Origin of the sequence: Immundisolibacter sp. (assembly GCF_014359565.1) — a bacterium.
In the GTDB taxonomy this organism is placed as follows: domain Bacteria; phylum Pseudomonadota; class Gammaproteobacteria; order Immundisolibacterales; family Immundisolibacteraceae; genus Immundisolibacter.
Genome location: NZ_JACIZD010000015.1, coordinates 1 through 16,128, shown reverse-complemented (window position 1 = coordinate 16,128; position 16,128 = coordinate 1). Strand labels below are relative to the sequence as shown.

Genomic DNA, 16,128 nt, shown 5'->3' with positions numbered 1-16,128 from the left:
AAGCGCCAACGCCAACGGTCGGCCGCACCGGCCGCTGCGGGCGCGGGCCGGCGCACATTATGCAGCGGCGATGCGGCGAGCTCGCCGGTCAGGGACACGCTTCCAGTTGCAGGCCCTGCGCGCGCAGACTGTCACTGGCTGCTGCCACCGCTGCGGCGGTGGCTGTGACGGTCCAGCGCAGCCTGGCCTGCGGCGCGTAACGCTCGCTGATCTGCGTCTGGATACCCTTGGCGGCCAGCTCACGCTGGCGACGGCGCGCACCATCCGCCTGCCCATAGACGCCGAGCGAGATTCGCACCGTTCCGTCGGCGGCGCGCAGGCGGTACCAGTCGCGCACGCCGGCAGCCCGCAGGCGTTCCTCGACGTCGGTGACAGCGTCGGCGGTGCCGGTCCAATAAACCCAGTGACGAGACCGGGCCCGGTCCTGAGCTTGCAGAACCGGCTCGCCCAGACCCACTTGACGCAGCAGCGCACCCGCTGCCTCGTAAGCGTCGCCGGCCAGGGCTGCGGTGCGGTAACAGACCGCGGCATCGGCAGGCGGCGGTGTGGCCATGTCGGGCGCCGACGGGCCAAGCTGGGCCGACGGCGCCGTTTCGGTCACCGGCGGCGCGAGTTTCGGTGCACTCGGCTCGGTTGCGGTTTCGACCGGCGCCGCCAACGTGACGATGGACGGCTCAATGGCCGGTGCGGCCGCAAGTTCGGGCGCTGGCGTCTCGACCTCGACCGCGCTTTCCGGGGCGGCGACATCGGCTGCCATCACCCCGTCCAGCGGCAGGGAATCGAGTCGTTGCGGCGGTGCCGGCAGTTCGCTGAGCAGCTGCAGCCGCTTGGCCGATGGCGTGGGCGCCGTCGGCTCGGCCACCGGCCTTGCCGGGATGCTGAAACCGGCCATCCATAACGACGCCAGCACGCCGTTGAGCAGCAGCAATAGCCACAGCATCGTTCTCATTTTCCCTCCCGTTGCAGTATCTGCCCCAAACCTTCGAGCACCAGGTGCGGCGCCGCCTGCAGCGTTGCCGGCAAGTCCGGTGCCAAGCCGGGCGCAGCGCCGCCGGTCAGCCACAGCGCCGCGCCGGGCAGGTGCTGGCACCAGGCCTGCACGGCCCGCTCGATACCGCCGAGCACCGCCTGCCGGGCGCCGGCCGCCACGGCGTCTGCGGTCGAGCCGGCTGCAACATCGGCATCACTGCCAATGACCGCGCGCTCCAAACCGGTGCGGGCATAAAACGCCTCGGCCATCATCTCCAGCCCGGGGAAAATCACCCCGCCCAGATGCTGGCCGTCCTCCCGCAGGCCATCCACCGTGACCGCCGACCCGCAGTCCACGACTACCGCCGCGCGGCCCGGGCTGCGCGCCCAGGCGCCGATCAAGCCAGCCCAGCGATCGAAGCCCAGCTGCTCCGGGTCGCGATAGCCATTGCGAACCTCGCCACACCGCGCGCTGGAAAGCGGACGCAACACCGGGCAGCCCCAGCGCGCGCGCACCACCGATTCCAGCGTGGCCGCCAGCGGCCCACGCACCACAGCGGCGATCGCCACCCGCCGGGGCGGCTCCAGATCGGCGAGCACACGCTCGCAAAACTCCGCCGCCTGTTCGTCACGCCATACGGCGGCGCCGGGTGCATGCAAACGTCCGCGCGCCCAGCCGGCCCACTTCAGGCGGCTGTGCCCCAGATCAAACAGCAGATCCATGCGCCGCCCTGACTGTCACTTCGCCACCCCACAGCGCGCGCCGCTCGCCGGCACAATCCACCAGCAGCGCCCCGCTGGCGTCGATGCCGCGCGCCACGCCGCAGATATGCTCGCCCGCCCAGTCGACGTCCACCGGGCAGCCGGCCAACAGGTCGAACTGCGCATAGGCATCCAACCAAGGCGCCAGCCCGTCGCCGGGAAATGCAGACATGACCTGCCGCACGCTTGACACAACTTGCGCCGCCAGCGCGGTGCGGTCCCAGCTGCCGCCGGCAAGGCGCAGCAGACTGGTCCAGGGCTGGTCGATGGACGGACCGTCATCGACGTCCATGTTCACGTTCAGCCCAATCCCGGCAACCGCCCAGCACGGCCCCTGCGTGTCGCCCTGCAGCTCGATCAGGATCCCGCCCAGCTTGCGGCCGCCACACAGCAGATCGTTCGGCCATTTCAGACCCACGCCGGCGATGCCCAGCGCCGTCAGCAGCTGCGCCAGCGCAGCGCCGATCGCCAGGCTCAAGCCGGCCAGAGCGGCCGGGCCGGCCTCGTAGGCCTGCGCGACAGACAGATAAAGATTGCGCCCGAACGGCGAATGCCACGCCCGTCCGCGCCGACCCCGACCGGCGCTCTGATGCTCGGCCAGACACACACCCGTGCCGCGCCCGGCGCCGATGCGGGCAATCAGGTGTGCGTTGGTCGATGGCAGGCTGTCGAACACTTCGAGCTCATCAGGCGCCACGATCCCCGTCAGCGCAAGGCGCAGCCGGCGCGAATCCAGCAGGTCGAGCGCGGGGCTGAGCCGATAGCCATGGGCCCGCTGCGTGTGCACCGCCACGCCCCATCGCGACAGGCCCTGCACCTGCTTCCACACCGCTGCCCGGCTCAAACCCAACTGCTGCGCCAGCTCGACGCCGGAGTGCCAACCGCCGTCCGCCAGCAGACGCAGCAGGGCAAGACTGGTGGCAGAAGGCGGCGACATGCTGGGTGCAGACCGGACCGGCTCGACAAGGGGGCGTGCCCCGAACACGATTCGAACGTGTGACCTTCCCCTTAGGAGGGTAATTCCGCTGTTTTACCCGTCCAATCCCGTTCGGAGTTCTTCATCTTCGTCACCTCAATTGCTTGACTGGTATAACAAATTTCGGCAGAATTGTTCAAAGCCGTCCAAACCTAGCAAGCGCCAAATGTTACCGTGGCGTTTACCGTGGCGTTTACCGTGGCGGCTCACGGTAACAACCTGGCGCCCGCCGGAGGCACCCATGGCCCGGTTCACGACCAAACAGATCGACGCCCTGCGCCCGACCGACAAGCAGTTCGAACTATCCGAACCCGGCGGCCTGCGCGTGCGAGTTTATCCGAGTGGCCGAGTGGTCTTCGTCCTGCGCTACCGCGACCCCGCCGGCAAGCAGCGCGTGGTCACGCTGGGCACCTACCCTGCCATGGGCCTCGCGCAGGCGCGTGTCGAACTCGCCAAGGCCCTGGCGGCGCGTGGCACCGGCACTGACCCGGCCGAAGCGCGCGCACAGCAGCGGCAAGAGTCGCGACGCCGCGCGCAGGGACGCATTCAGGCGCCGACGGTGGCCGATATCGCCGAGCAGTACCTCAATGACCTTGCCGCCCGGGTCCAGCGCCAAGAGCGCAGCGCGGCATCCCTCTATGAAGCGCGCCGCCTGATCGCCAAGCATGTGCTGCCGGCGCTGGGCACTGAGCGTGCGGACGAGGTGACACGCCAGGACGTGCGTGCAGTGCTGCGCAAGGTCGCGACGGCATCCACGCCGACGATGGCCGACAAGGTGCTGGTGGTCCTACGCGCCATGATGAACTCGGCGCTCGAAGACGACACCATCGCCGCGAACCCGGCCGGTCGGATCAAGAAGACGGTCGGCCGCACCAGCCGGGACCGCGTGCTGGCCGATGCCGAGATCGCCGCCCTGTGGACTGAACTCGACCGCCGGCAGGAAGAACCGCTCAGCTGGGCCATGAAGCTGGCACTGGTGACGGCGCAGCGCCGCGGGTCGGTCGTCACCGCTCGATGGGAAGATATCGATGCCGACCAGCGGCTATGGACCATCCCGCGCGGCAGCATCAAGGGGCGTCGCGCCGCACACGTCGTGCCGCTTTCGAGCCTCGCCGTCGAGGTTATCGACGACCTGCGCGCCCGCACCGGTGGCCTGCCCGTGCTGTTTCCGGGCCAGCAGATGGATCAGTCGCCGCACCCGCGCAGCCTGTCGCGTTACGCGCAAGCCGTGATGCAGGCGGCTGGCATTGCCGATGCCCGAACGCACGACCTGCGCCGCACGGCTGCAACGCTGATGGCTCGGGCAGGCGTTTCGACCGCCGACATCGGTGGCGTGTTGGCGCACGCCGACGGCAGCGTCACCCGTGTCTACGACCGATTCGACAGGATACCCGAGCGCACCGTCGCGCTTGAGCGGCTGGCCGACGCCCTGCGCCATGCGTGCCGGCTGCCTGGTGGCCGCACCGCCGACGTGATCCATCTGCGGCGCGGGAAGTGACCGCAGCCACTCGACTGCACCGTACCGGCGCCGCGGTGATGGTGCTGCCGAATATAGCGAAATTGATATAACATGACGTGGACTGTCGAAACCCTGAACGTTGCGGTCGACGCGGAACTCGACGCGCTGCCGACCACCATCCAGGCCCGCCTGTCGCGCATCGTCGAACTCATCGAGGCGCTGGGCCTTGAAAAAGTGGGCGAGCCACACGTCAAGCACCTGGAAGGCAAGCTGTGGGAGATGCGCCCAAAGGCTCAGGACGGCATTGCCCGCGCCATTTATGTAACGGTGACGGGCCGGCGCGTGGTGATCGTGCACGCCTTCGTCAAGAAGACGCAGCGGACCCCGAAGACAGCCCTGGAACTGGCCCGGCAACGGGCAAAGGAGGTGACATGACCAAGTTCTCGGACATCAAGAAACGCTGGCTGCGGAACCCCGAAGTCCGCACCGAGTACGACGCGCTGGAAGAAGAATTCGCCCTGGCGCGCGAGCTCATCCTGGCCCGCTCCCGAGCCGGACTGTCGCAAGCAGAGGTGGCACGGCGCATGGGGACAACGCAATCCACCGTGGCACGTCTGGAGGGTGGCCGCACGAAACCTACCCTACTGACGGTGGAGCGCTACGCCAAGGCGACCGGCAGCCGCGCCGTGGTCAAGCTGGTGCCGGACAAGGACGCAGCCTGAGCGCTGCGCGGCGCGCAAGGCGGTTTCCGAAAAGCCGTCGGAGCACTTGGACGACTGATCGCATTACCGCACCTAGGCTGATCCCCGAAAAGTCGGACCCCTTCAGCCGGACCCCTTCGCCGGCTCGGTGCGGCACCTTTTGAAGGGCACCCGAAGGAGTGCGGGATGAGCAAGATATTTCGCCGAAAGATCAGGACAGAAAAAGGGCACTCCAAGGAGTACGACGGGTTGCTCTACATCCGCAACCGGGTGCTTCGTTGCGAGTCCGGCGAGATACAAAGCGCGGCTGGGCGGCGCAAAGGCGCGATTGACGGCCGCCTGTCAGCAGCGCGCGAATGGGCCGGAAGGGTGCTTCGTAAGGCCGGACTGCCTGACACCCTGCGGACCGTGCAGATGCATCGGGATTGCACGTGGACCGAACTGCCCAGTGACTCCTTGAAGGATGTTGATGACATCCCGGATGGGGAGTCGATCCCGGTCACGAATGTCCTGACCATGGTCTATGCGCAAGAGCCCGCGACCGACATGCCGAGCGGCTGGGAGAGTTGGACCTTCGAGGAGATCGCGGAGCACGTCGAGAGCTTGCCGGCGCCGCCGGTCGACGTCCCCGCGGCAACCAACAAGCGCGAGTTGTCACTTGAATGGTTTGCCTGCCAACTATTGGAGCGCGCTGAGTCGCTTGAAGCCGCGCTCGCCGCCGGTGACACGCAGTGGGCCGCACTGGCCGGAATCGAACTGAGCGACGCATGGCATCACGCCATCCTGTCCGAGCGGTTCGAGATTCCAATCGTCGTCGGCCTGGCGCAAATCGGGTACGGCCGCGATGGCAAAAGCCCCGGGCGACCAGGAGTCTCCAAATCGGAACTCGCCGACATCCAGAGGCAAGCCGACGCGATATGGCGGCTCAACCCGACCTGGGCTAAGACTGAAATCGCCGAGGCCATAGAGAACAAGCACGGGCTCACTGCGGACACGGTCCGACGGAAGATAAGAAAGCCGGTTGAAGCGCCGAAGAAATGACGGTCGGCTGACCCCTGTCCGAAAAGGCTATTTCGGACAACGTGTCTCCTGAATCATCCGCCACGCAGTTGCCGGCAAAGTCGAAAACGCCGGCAAAGGCCCGGACCGCAACCGCGGTACCGGCACGTGACGGAGTGACGAAACATGGCATCGGACGAAATTCAGGAGCTCGTGGCCAAGCACCGGATCGTCGGGGAGGCTGTTCGGGCGGATTTGACTGGCGTGAGTCGCACAGGGTGGAGAACCCTCGAAGCGCGAGAAAAAGAAACCGGCGAAAAACTGGTACCGGCTCGCGTCTCGATCAGCCCCGGCAAATCCGGCTGGCGGTTTGCAGATCTCTTGGAATGGGTCCAGAACCGGCCAGCCTACACGCCACCACCTGCCCCGCGTTGCACGAGGGCGCGGACCGCTTCCGGCACGAAGGGGGCGTGACATGGAAGCGCAAAAAAAACCCGACACGGTGAGGGCCGTGGCGGGGTCAATGACACATCAATCGAAAAACACGCAGCGCAATTGCACCGCGGAAGACGATGCCCTGGCACTTCTCGTTGCAGCCCAATTGGTTGTCGCGGGAATGCTGCTGACCATTGACCACATACAGGACTCAATCGCCCGGGCGGCAGGGGGAGCGTCATGAGGCCAAAAAAAGGCCCCGCGCCGGGTGCAGCCGGCCGCGGGCCTGACTCACATTACCAAGGCACCTGCGACCCAGATTGTTACGCCGCATGGCGCCGCTGGGCTGCCAAAGCCCGCCTGGGGCGCCTGACGGCACGACAGCGCCGCGCTGTGCGTCTGATGGCTGTTGCACACGGCTGCCCACCTGAACGCGCCTTACGGACGCTGGGCCGGTCCCTATGAGCCGGCGCGGGCTCGGGGCCGAAACCCTATGGAAGGGCGTGGCGCACGCACGAATTCGCCACGATGTTCTCGATTCGCCGGCATGGCGGGCATTGCCGTTTTCGGCCAGGGCGCTCTACAGCGACCTGCGCAGAAAGCTGAACTCATACAATAACGGCAATCTCGAGTGCACGCCGGTCGACATGTCGCACCGCGGATGGCGATCAAAAACCACTTTATATCAGGCACTCGCGCAGCTCGAACTAATGGGATTCATCGCAAAGACGCGGCAGGGTGGCAAGGGCAGCTTGTCGAAGTGTTGCTCGCTCTTCAGGTTCACCGACTTGCCGTGTTACGAACATCCTAAACAAGGTCTTGCGGCATGCAAGGCCACGTTGGACTGGCGTGCGTTTACCACCGTCGCCGATGCCGAGGCGGCGATTGATCGACTCGCAGCAAAAACGGCAGCCGGCCGCAAAAAATCGAAAGGACAAAAAATGTCCCTCTCAGGGCCAGAATTTGTCCGCCAACCCCCCTTTGCAGGGCCAAATTCTGGCCTCCAACCGATTTCAGGGGACCAGAATTTGGCTACCTGAAAACGTCGAAAACGGCTCGGTTATTGGAAATTCTTCAGACTAATTTTTTGCCCGATCAAGGACAACTTTTGTCCGCCTTATATAATTACCAGTGATGGTGCGGAAATATGCGCAGCTTCGAATGCCAGTCCTGCCGGGTATTCCTGGTGCAAGCCGCGCATGAACGAAGTCAAAGTCGTGGGTACTTCACAACGCCTCTCTATTCGCTCTCAAATCCCTGATCGATAAACTTCAGGGTCCGGCTATTCTCAGTCACGGTGCGCACAACGTTTTCTGGCGCTCCCGACGGCACTATCGCGTCGATCTCCAGGGTGACCGTGACCTCAACCCCGACCAGCCCCGCAAGATGCGAGATGACCTCCTCCGCGATCTTGCCGGCATCCCGGCCCACCCGGGCGGCATCGAGAACTACCCTGCCGTGGAAGCGTTTCGGCTTCGCGGGCGCCGGTCCGGCGCCATCAACTGGGGTTACCCCCGGCGTTTGAGGCACCACGTTGGACGCACCCCCCGGTGCGGGTGCTGGCGCAATGCTCACGCGCTCTGCGTCCATCTGCCTGCGCGCCACCTCCGGCTTCACTACCAACCCCGCCGCATGGGCATCCGCCAGCGTCACAACCTGCCCGCCGCGCAGTCCCCGGTAACGCCCCAACACCTCGTCGTAGCTGTCGGCAAAGCCGAAACCGTCCCGCTCCCAGGTCAACAGACCGACGCCATCGCGAATGGCGCCGAGCAACACTGCTGAATCCTTCAGCCGCGGCAGGTACAGGTAACGCGCGAAATCCTCTATCAGTTGTGTCACCGCCACATGGTCGCCGCGCCACAAGGGCACGCGATCGAGCTCCATCTTCAACCGCGTGGGCGCGAAGCTGGTCAGGTAATGCTCATCGGTGCGCAGCTTCTTGCTGGCACGCACGGCGAGCGCGTCGGTGCCCGATAGCCGCACGGCTTCCCAGCTGACCGGTGCCTGCGGCGTGGCCTGCACCGGCACCAGCAGCCACTGATAGGTCTCCGGCAGCCGGGCCGCCACCGCGCGATCGGCTGACGTTTTCTGGGTTTCGGCCTGCGTCACCTGAAACGGCGACAGGTCGAGGTGCTTCTGGTCGGCGAGGACCGATTCCCACGCCAAATACTTGCGCGCGGCCTCGTCCAGATCCTGCAGGCGAGTCCTGTCCGCCGCCAGAAAAACCAGCGTGTTGCGATACAGGCGCGGCGCGTTGCCACGCATCTCCAGAATCGCCTTGGCCGCCACCTCCGCCGCGCTGTTCGTGTCCCGGCTGTAGGCGTGGTCGATGCCCAGCACCACCAGTCGGGCGTCCAGATCGTCCGGCACGTCCGCGCCGCTGTGCGGCATGGGGTGGATGCGGTTGAAGTCGCCGCTGTTTGCCAGATCCTTGCGGACGCGCTTTTCCAGCTCGGCCACCACCTTGTCCAGGTCTCGTTTGAGCTGCTCCGCACGGTCCTCCGCCAGCTTGGTCACAGTCGGCTGGGTCGAGTACCAGTAGTGCGGCCCGTCCTGGTACAGATAGGTCGCGGCGCCGGCCAGGCGCCGCAGGGCATCGCCAAACACCGCCGGCGATTCGCCCGGCATTACGCAGCCCAGCTTCACGCGCCGGTCTTCTATGCCCTTGTGGGCTGCGGCCGTGGTCGGCGCCGAGCCCAGGTAAATCGCGCGCGCTACCCGCCGGCAGGCCGAGAACTTGCCCAGGTTCGGCAGTTCGCTGTCCAGTTTCAGCGGCAGCGAGTTCGGGCCATCGACATCCTTCTCGATCACCGGCACCCAGTTGTCCGACAGGTAGCGCGTCAGCTCGGACTGCACGCGCGGATCATCCATCGCGATGTTGGCCGGCAGGATCAGCGGGTTCCGGTCGCCCTTCTCCCACAGGCTGTGAATCACCGCCGCCATCAGGCGCAGCACGCCACGTGTGCGCTGGAATTTCACTAGCGTGGACCAGTCGGTGTAGAGCCGGTCGAAGACCTCGGGGTGAATCGGATAGGCCGCCTTGATGCGCTGCTCGTAGTCGGCCTCGCGGCACTCCGGCGGAAACTCCGCCTGCTGCGCGCGGTAGAAATCCGCAAAAGCGCGCGCCACGACGTCCCGGTCCTTGAACTGCGCCGGGTCGGACAGCGGCTGAAACAGGCGCCGTCGCACGATCTCGAAGCCCTCCTCCGCGCTCGCCGGGCGCCAGGAGGATTCCACCCGCCCAACCACGTTGCGCAGGCGGTCCAGCGCCTCGCGCCCCCGGGTGCCGCCCACTTCCACGTCGTCGGCCTGGGTATGCGGCGAGCCGGACGTATCCGACGCCGGTAGGCTGATCACCAGCAGGCAGTTCTTCGCCAGCTTGGCGGATTCGGTCAGTACCTGGGCAAACGTGAATTGCGTTTCGAAGCCGCCGGCCGGCAGGTCGCTCTGGTCATGCAGTTGCCGGGCATAGGCCACCCACTCGTCGACCAGGATCAGGCACGGGCCGTAATCGTTGAACAGCTCGCGCAGCACGTCGCCGGGGCTGGTGGCTTTTTCATCGTCGGCCTGCACCCGCGCGTAGGCTTGCTTACCGCCCAGTTGCCAGGCCAGCTCGCCCCACAGGGTGTGCACCACCGTGCCGTCGGCTTTGACCGACGGATTGCCCGGCGAAATCTTGTTGCCGACCAGTACCACGCGGCGAGTGGCTGGCAGCTTGGGGACAGCCGCCTGTTGCATGACTGCATCGATGCCGGCCAGTTCGGTCGGCGCGATGCCGGAAAACAGGTGATACAGCGCCAGCATCGAGTGCGTCTTGCCGCCGCCGAAGTTGGTTTGCAACTGCACCACCGGGTCGCCGCCCCCCGCCGTCAGCCGCCGCACCGCGCCCACCAGCATGCCCTTCAGGCTCTCGGTGAGGTATGTGCGGCGGAAGAACTCCACCGGATTCCGGTATTCGTCCGTGCCCTCGCCCAGGTGCACCTGCCACAGGTCGGCCGCGAACTCGGCCTGCTGGTAGCGGCCACTGGCCACGTCCTCGTGTGGCGTCACCACTTCGCGCCAGGGTTTCAGTGCGCCCTGGGCGGCGGCTTCGATCAACGAGCCGCCCAGTCGCCGCTTCTCGCCGCGCACCTGCTCGTCGGTCACCAGGCGGCGCAGCTCCAGTTTCATGCGGCGCACCTCTTCGGCTTCCGGCGCCGAGACGGCGGTGAGCAGCCGCTCCACGGAATCGAGCGCGCGGTCCGCGTCGTCGCTCGAAAACGGCGCCTGATGCGCCCACTTGTTGCGCCAGTCGCGAATCTCCGACACCAGGCTGCGTTCGGCAAAACCCAGCGTCTTGCGGAACACGTCGTTCCAGGTCTCCCACATCAACTTCAGCAAGGCCGCCGCGTCCCACTCGCCGATGCCCTTGTTGGCGAGCAGCGGGTCTTCGACAAAGCTCTTCACACGCTGCATCGACAGCGCATTGGCGGCAATCGCCGCCCGCACCTCGCGCTCTACAAACGGCGCCAAGCCGCCTTTGAGAAGGTCCAGCGCCTTGCCGACGCGCTCGTGGTTGCTGAGGGCCATGTGTCCGCTACCTCTACCCGTTGTTATGCGTTATGCGTCAGGCCGCTGTGCCCGCGCGCGGCTTGCCATCTGTGCAACCGCAGCCGTCATGTGCGTGGGCGCCAGAATCACCTCTGGATGCGCCAGGGGAAAAACGCGGAACAGTTCATCCGCGAACGCCTGCCCGATTTCCGCGACGCCCTCGAAATCCAGCACCACGTGGCGAAAACGCTCGAAACGCTGGTACAGCCGCTTGGCCTGCGAGCGCGACACCAGCTTTTCGCCCTCGTACTGCGCCAGGCGCACCGGCACCAGCGTTCTTGCAAAGCTGTACTCCTCCGGCTCCGCGAAGGCATCGAACACCTCCCTGACGGTGCGCGGACTGTCGTTGGCCAGCCGCATCAACACCAACGTGCCCGGGGCGTCCGTGGGACGCTCCAACAGCACGTCCGGATCATGTTCGCCGTGCATGAAATGCAGGCGCCCGGAGCGGATGTCGAACACGTCGAACACCTTGGAGGTAAAGAAAATACCCTCGCCGGAATGCCGCGCCGGGTCGGTGGTGAGCTTGCCCTTGGCCAGTTCCAGAATAGCCTCGCGTGGGTCGTACAAGTTCAGCGCCCGCTGGATTTTCAGGAAGATGCCCTCCCCGTCGTCCGCCACCCAGCCGTCGCTAACCACGGCGTTGCGCCGCACCCCCACGTGGACCTGCGCGGAACCGGAATGATCAATCGCGTTGTTCACCATCTCCGTCACACCGTACTGCCACACACCGAGCAGGTTGTCGGGCAGGCCGGCGAGCACCGGCGCAAACACTTCCTGCCACACAACATCCTCGCGCAGGCCCGCGCACGGGTAACTGCGCGTGGCCTCGCCCAGGGTCGCCAGGCGGTGAACCTGCGCCCGGGTCTTGCCCTCGGCCTGCACCAACCCGCTGCCCAGCAGGGCTTGCAGATGCACGTTCGCCGCCTGGCGGGACATTCCGAACTCGGCCGCCAGTCGACGGGCCACACCGTGGCCGTCCGCGGCGATAAGGTGCAGCGCCCGCTGGCGTATGGCGTCTTTGTCTGGCATGGCGGATATTTTTGTCATGGAATCCGCTTTTCATTGTCAATTAGCGTTCCATTATTGTCAATGTCCGGAACAGACGCTAACTACATATCAATGGGTTACCCGCGTTCGGCAGCTCATGCTGGCGAGCGCCTCAGAACAGGTCCACCTGCCCATCCGTGGCCGCCACCGGGGCTTCTCGCGCCAGCCGCGTAATCTCCGGCCAGCTCTGGACCAGGCCGTTGTAGGCCAGCGCCTCGGCCGCGCGCTTCTTGCGCTCGCACAGCGTGTAGAGGCGGTAGGCGAGTTCTCGGGCGATCTCCGCCTTGGCACCGAGCTTGGCCACCAGCCCGGCCGCCGCGCCTTCGCCGCCGCCTGCGAGCGCGCGGATCAGGTGGTGGACCACCTCCCAGGCGGTGAGGCGCGGGTCGGTGGCCGGGTCCCAGTCGGCGGGCAGTTCCTCGGGTCGCAGCAGCCGCACCTTGCCGCGCTTCGACTCGACGATGCCGGCCTCGACCATGCCGGCGACGCTGGTGTTCTTGGACTTGCTGAGCTGCTCGGCCACGCCGTACTCGCCCTCGGCAAAGCCCTGCTGCTCGAACCAGGTCAGCGCCCAGCGGCTGTCGGCGTCGAAGTCGCCCTCCTGCTCGGCCAGCGCCTCGTCGAGGGTCTGGTTGATGAGCGCCAGCGCCTCGCGCACGGCAAGCGGCTTGCCCTCGGCGTCGAGCACTTGCCGAAAGCGGGTGTAGACCGCCATGCCCGGGCCGATGGCCGCCTGCGCCAGGTCCACCGGCGCGATGTTGCCGCGCTGCAGGTGGGCGAGCGCCACGGGCAGTTGGGCCTTGAGTGCGGTGACGAACTCGCGGCGCGTGGCGGTGGGCGCAGAGGCGGCGCGTGGGCGGCAGACGAGGATGATGCTGGAAGCGAGGGCGTTGGTATCCCTCGCGATCATTCGCCCAGAACCTTCCGTTCGCATCGGCCAAGTGCCGCTGACCGCGAAGCCAGCACGGATGACCGCGTCAAGGAACGTTTCCCAGCCTGTGCTCGCGGTTCCGTCGCCGCCGTCACTCTCCGATTGCTTGAATGCTTAGTAGATGGTGACCGGGAAGGCCGGGTGCGCCTGCTCCGCGAGGCGATGCATCGCCTGCGTCATGCCATCCAGAAAGAAGGTCTCCGCCTTCTCCTTGCTGCCGTGACGGTAGGGCGTCGCAACCAGTTCTTCGGCTTTGGGCACCGCGAGCGTGGCGAAAAGGTCAGGGAAGATGGGCCGCAGCGAGCGACGCAGCCACACGTAGAAAAAGTCCGACAAGTCAGCGTAGCCGATGTTGTCGTAGTAGGGCGGGTCGGTGGAGATAACCTTGTCGGCACTGACGTTCTGCGTTGCGGCATCCACCTGCGCCGCGGTCGCAATGGTGCTAGACGGGAACGCATCAATCGCCATCGCTCCCTTGTCGATGGCGATTGCGAAACTGCCGCCCGTGTCGGCAAACGTGTTCGCCTCCGCGAAATCCCACGTCATCGGAATTGCCTGCCGAGCGAACGTCTCACGAAACGCACCGCGATCGCTCATCCATGATGCGATCGCGGATCCAATATTCGTCATCTTGGACACTGCAAACGCCAAGTACACGGCTACCGCCTCGGCGTAGGCCGACGCACCGGTGCCGCCGTCGCGGAGGGGCTTGGCTTCGGCGGGCAGGCCGGCGGCGAGGGCGTCGCGCTGCACCCGCTCGCGCGCTTCCTGCACCAGGTCGGAGAAGGTCGTCAGCGCCACGAGCTGGCGGGGGGTGAAGAGGTCCGCAAACGTCATCAAGCCGTAGTTCGGCGTCTTGAAGTCACGCGGGTTCACAGGCAGCGCGACATCCGGCTTCCACTCCGGCTTCGCCTTGAGCGCCGCCACCTCGTGTTCCGATGTCGGCTCAAGATAGACGCGCCCGCGTTCGCCCTCGGCCACGATGGCCATCAGGCGAGCGCCCATTCGTCCTGCCTGGCCCTCGCTTCGGATGTGGTCGTATGTAACCGGCACGCCCGACATCAGGCACCGAAACGCCGCGCGCTTGCCGACCGTGGTGCCGAGCTTCGCCGCCTCCGCATCCTTCGGCTTTCCCACCTTCACCGTGAACCGGTAGCCGCCGTTCTCGATCACCGGCTCGACGTACGCCTCCTTGCCCGCCTTGGTGGAGAGCATGAAGGTCGAGGCGAGCGGCACATCCACCTTGGCGAAGGCCGGGTTCGGGCTCTTCACCGTGCGCGCCCAGAGCCAGGCGATCACGGTGAGCTTACGGCCGGCGTAGGGCTTCAGGTCCGGCCGCGCCTTCGCCATCTCAGGCGTCACCTCGACCTTCGGGTAGAGGTGGCCGATGCGCTTCTCGGCCTCGTCGCGCATCCACTGCCCGTAGTAGCGCACGTCCTCGGCCAGGCCCTGCGCGCCCTTCCACTCGCGGGCGAGGAGCGACTTCTCCTTGCGCGCCGCGGGGTTCACCGGCGGCCTGCCCGCGAACTTGGGCGGGATCTCGATCATCGCCTTGTTGATGAGCACCGCCACCGGGTTCAGGTCGCTGGCGTAGCTCTCGAGCCCGAGCCGCTGCGCCTCGAGCGGCAACGCGCCGCCACCGGCGAAGGGATCGTGGAAGGCCGGCAGCTTGTGGCGGTCGAACAGCTCCTTGGCGCGCGGATGGTCGGCGTTCTCGGCGCAGGCGCGCCGCCAGCTCGCCCAGATCTCGTCGCGCGCCGCCTGCAAGACAGTCTCGTTGGTGGTGTTCTCCCACAGCACCAGGTCTTCGATGATCTTGAACAGCCGCAGCCGCTCTTTCTCCTGCTTCTTCTCGGTCGGAAACAGGTCCGGGTGCGCCGAAGGGTCGTCCACCATCTGCGCGAAGATCACGGCGCGGGCCGCCGCCAGCGGCCGCCGCGCCCACCACAGGTGCAGCGTGCTCGGATGGCCGTGGCGTATGGACTTCTCGCGTGCGCTGGCCGCGTTGATGGCGTCCAGCGGCAGGGCGACTTCGATGAGTTTTTTGCGGTTATTTACGGACATTTCTTGAGCAGCTTGCCGTTGGCGGTCAGCACGTCGATACCACCCAGTGTCATGTCACCATCGTGAGTCAGTAACTTCCAACCCCGAAGCCGGCAGTTCTCGATCAGTACGCCGTCGTTGAAATCCAAATCGCCGTTCGCGACGCCGTCCAATACGTCGTTGATGTTGATCTTGGAGAATCCAGTGTCCTCAAACACAGCGAACTTCAAGATCGATCGGACGTCAACAACAGTTGCACCGGCGAGCGCCTTACCATCAGAAGATCGACGAAACGCTTTGAAGCCCGGATAGCGGGCCTTCCACGTCGCGTCGTACTCGATCCTCAGGTGCCGGTTGATGTATTCGCTGAGAACCAGAGCATCCATCATTGGCGTGGCCTTGGCCTTCAGAAGATCAGCGAACACACTCGAATATGCCGTAGCCCATTGCGGAGTGGGCTGAGCGGCTGGCGGTTGCAGGAAGAGCCAGACGTTAGCGTCGATCAGGATCGGCTCGTTCTCCTTGAACGTATAGTGTCGAGCGTCGTAAGCCTTATTCTTCGTCTTCATCGACCACGTCTCCCCAGGCCCGGTCGTATCCGTCGCGGTTTGCGAAGTACCGCTTGGCATTTTCTATCGTGCGCTCCAGCATGGCCTGATCGTCATCTGAAAGGTCCACGAAATTCAGATGTTGCCGGAGAAAGTCTTCGTCGTAGGTGCCGTCGTATAGCTGGCCTACTGCGGCGTTGAGAAAGGCGGAGATCAGGTTGTCCCGGTTGGCAAACGACAGCTCCACGCCGCGACCGGCCTTGAAGGCCGCGACGATCTTGTCAAACACCTTTTGCCCATCGTCAGTTGAGACCCATACGGGGCTTCCAACGATGTCGTAAATCTTCAGAATAACTTTCTCGGCCATTGCAATCTCTCTTCAGTTGCCGGATTCCGAGCGCAAGCGATAGCTGCTCGTGTCCGCGGTGTTGATTTCGATGTTCACGACCGTTCCAGGGAAGGAGTGATCCATGCGCTTAAGGAATCGCTGATCAATCCACCGAAACCGGCGCCGTGGACATGACGGCGCCAACGCGTGACCGAGCTGGGGGAAAAACGGCCCGTTTTCGGATGTGGATTGGGTAAATGTACGCGTTTCAGCCGGGTATTTCGGGTTTTGGGCTCCCTCAGGACGCACTGAGGCTGTGCCGCGCCCGCAAACGCCA

Annotated in this window: 14 protein-coding genes and 2 pseudogenes; 7 read left to right on the top strand and 9 right to left on the bottom strand. The window is 65.5% G+C overall.

All coding sequences use genetic code 11. The features are described 5' to 3' along the window. Positions 1 to 88: 88 nt before the first annotated feature. From H5U26_RS12640 to H5U26_RS12630, 3 genes are read right to left on the bottom strand one after another with little or no spacing between them, the layout of a single operon-like run. Complete coding sequence (locus H5U26_RS12640; protein WP_290620240.1) at positions 89 to 949, bottom strand: hypothetical protein; 861 nt, start codon at positions 947 to 949, stop codon at positions 89 to 91. After that, a complete protein-coding gene (locus H5U26_RS12635; protein ID WP_290620238.1) occupies positions 946 to 1,692 on the bottom strand; it encodes a type III pantothenate kinase in 747 nt (248 codons plus the stop codon). Before H5U26_RS12635 ends, H5U26_RS12640 begins: the two co-directional genes overlap by 4 nt. Then, positions 1,676 to 2,668: a biotin--[acetyl-CoA-carboxylase] ligase gene (locus H5U26_RS12630; protein WP_290620236.1), complete on the bottom strand. Its 993-nt coding sequence runs from the start codon at positions 2,666 to 2,668 to the stop codon at positions 1,676 to 1,678. The genes H5U26_RS12635 and H5U26_RS12630 overlap by 17 nt, the downstream gene beginning before the upstream one ends. A 280-nt stretch (positions 2,669 to 2,948) precedes the next feature. Between H5U26_RS12630 and H5U26_RS12625 the strand changes: the two genes are divergently transcribed. From H5U26_RS12625 to H5U26_RS12595, 7 genes are all read left to right on the top strand, one after another. After that, positions 2,949 to 4,205 (top strand): site-specific integrase, encoded by a 1,257-nt coding sequence (locus H5U26_RS12625; RefSeq protein ID WP_290620234.1) that lies wholly within the window; start codon positions 2,949 to 2,951, stop codon positions 4,203 to 4,205. A gap of 72 nt (positions 4,206 to 4,277) precedes the next feature. After that, positions 4,278 to 4,601: a type II toxin-antitoxin system RelE/ParE family toxin gene (locus tag H5U26_RS12620; protein ID WP_290620232.1), complete on the top strand. Its 324-nt coding sequence runs from the start codon at positions 4,278 to 4,280 to the stop codon at positions 4,599 to 4,601. Continuing rightward, positions 4,598 to 4,888, top strand: coding sequence for a helix-turn-helix transcriptional regulator (locus H5U26_RS12615; RefSeq protein WP_290620230.1), 291 nt, complete (start codon positions 4,598 to 4,600; stop codon positions 4,886 to 4,888). The genes H5U26_RS12620 and H5U26_RS12615 overlap by 4 nt, the downstream gene beginning before the upstream one ends. A gap of 165 nt (positions 4,889 to 5,053) precedes the next feature. After that, complete coding sequence (locus tag H5U26_RS12610) at positions 5,054 to 5,908, top strand: hypothetical protein (protein ID WP_290620228.1); 855 nt, start codon at positions 5,054 to 5,056, stop codon at positions 5,906 to 5,908. A gap of 144 nt (positions 5,909 to 6,052) precedes the next feature. Continuing rightward, entirely contained in the window at positions 6,053 to 6,340 is a 288-nt protein-coding gene (locus tag H5U26_RS12605; protein ID WP_290620226.1) for a hypothetical protein, read from the top strand. A 1-nt stretch (position 6,341) separates the two neighbouring features. Beyond that, positions 6,342 to 6,545, top strand: coding sequence for a hypothetical protein (locus H5U26_RS12600; RefSeq protein ID WP_290620224.1), 204 nt, complete (start codon positions 6,342 to 6,344; stop codon positions 6,543 to 6,545). A 259-nt stretch (positions 6,546 to 6,804) separates the two neighbouring features. Next, positions 6,805 to 7,341 carry a hypothetical protein gene (locus H5U26_RS12595; protein WP_290620222.1) on the top strand — a complete coding sequence of 179 codons (537 nt, stop codon included), beginning with the start codon at positions 6,805 to 6,807 and terminating at the stop codon, positions 7,339 to 7,341. 199 nt (positions 7,342 to 7,540) lie between these two features. On the opposite strand, the gene H5U26_RS12590 is transcribed toward H5U26_RS12595, so the two are convergent. The 6 genes and pseudogenes from H5U26_RS12590 to H5U26_RS12560 form a co-directional block, all read right to left on the bottom strand. Next, positions 7,541 to 10,870 carry a Swt1 family HEPN domain-containing protein gene (locus H5U26_RS12590; RefSeq protein WP_290620220.1) on the bottom strand — a complete coding sequence of 1,110 codons (3,330 nt, stop codon included), beginning with the start codon at positions 10,868 to 10,870 and terminating at the stop codon, positions 7,541 to 7,543. 30 nt (positions 10,871 to 10,900) lie between these two features. Then, entirely contained in the window at positions 10,901 to 11,923 is a 1,023-nt protein-coding gene (locus tag H5U26_RS12585; RefSeq protein ID WP_290620218.1) for a DUF4325 domain-containing protein, read from the bottom strand. Between the two features lie 130 nt (positions 11,924 to 12,053). Beyond that, a pseudogene (locus H5U26_RS12575) lies at positions 12,054 to 14,936 on the bottom strand (DUF1156 domain-containing protein). Beyond that, positions 14,927 to 15,484 (bottom strand): hypothetical protein, encoded by a 558-nt coding sequence (locus H5U26_RS12570; protein WP_290620212.1) that lies wholly within the window; start codon positions 15,482 to 15,484, stop codon positions 14,927 to 14,929. Before H5U26_RS12570 ends, H5U26_RS12575 begins: the two are co-directional and overlap by 10 nt. After that, positions 15,468 to 15,830 carry an STAS-like domain-containing protein gene (locus tag H5U26_RS12565; RefSeq protein WP_290620210.1) on the bottom strand — a complete coding sequence of 121 codons (363 nt, stop codon included), beginning with the start codon at positions 15,828 to 15,830 and terminating at the stop codon, positions 15,468 to 15,470. Before H5U26_RS12565 ends, H5U26_RS12570 begins: the two co-directional genes overlap by 17 nt. 12 nt (positions 15,831 to 15,842) lie before the next feature. After that, positions 15,843 to 16,128, bottom strand: a pseudogene (locus tag H5U26_RS12560) (hypothetical protein); the annotation flags it as partial.

Coding starts and splice junctions, on each gene's coding strand:
- H5U26_RS12640 (WP_290620240.1), bottom strand. CDS start 949: ATGAGAACGATGCTGTGGCTATTGCTGCTGCTCAACGGCGTGCTGGCG.
- H5U26_RS12615 (WP_290620230.1), top strand. CDS start 4,598: ATGACCAAGTTCTCGGACATCAAGAAACGCTGGCTGCGGAACCCCGAA.
- H5U26_RS12610 (WP_290620228.1), top strand. CDS start 5,054: ATGAGCAAGATATTTCGCCGAAAGATCAGGACAGAAAAAGGGCACTCC.
- H5U26_RS12635 (WP_290620238.1), bottom strand. CDS start 1,692: ATGGATCTGCTGTTTGATCTGGGGCACAGCCGCCTGAAGTGGGCCGGC.
- H5U26_RS12625 (WP_290620234.1), top strand. CDS start 2,949: ATGGCCCGGTTCACGACCAAACAGATCGACGCCCTGCGCCCGACCGAC.
- H5U26_RS12605 (WP_290620226.1), top strand. CDS start 6,053: ATGGCATCGGACGAAATTCAGGAGCTCGTGGCCAAGCACCGGATCGTC.
- H5U26_RS12620 (WP_290620232.1), top strand. CDS start 4,278: ATGACGTGGACTGTCGAAACCCTGAACGTTGCGGTCGACGCGGAACTC.
- H5U26_RS12600 (WP_290620224.1), top strand. CDS start 6,342: ATGGAAGCGCAAAAAAAACCCGACACGGTGAGGGCCGTGGCGGGGTCA.
- H5U26_RS12565 (WP_290620210.1), bottom strand. CDS start 15,830: ATGGCCGAGAAAGTTATTCTGAAGATTTACGACATCGTTGGAAGCCCC.
- H5U26_RS12630 (WP_290620236.1), bottom strand. CDS start 2,668: ATGTCGCCGCCTTCTGCCACCAGTCTTGCCCTGCTGCGTCTGCTGGCG.
- H5U26_RS12570 (WP_290620212.1), bottom strand. CDS start 15,484: ATGAAGACGAAGAATAAGGCTTACGACGCTCGACACTATACGTTCAAG.
- H5U26_RS12585 (WP_290620218.1), bottom strand. CDS start 11,923: ATGCCAGACAAAGACGCCATACGCCAGCGGGCGCTGCACCTTATCGCC.
- H5U26_RS12590 (WP_290620220.1), bottom strand. CDS start 10,870: ATGGCCCTCAGCAACCACGAGCGCGTCGGCAAGGCGCTGGACCTTCTC.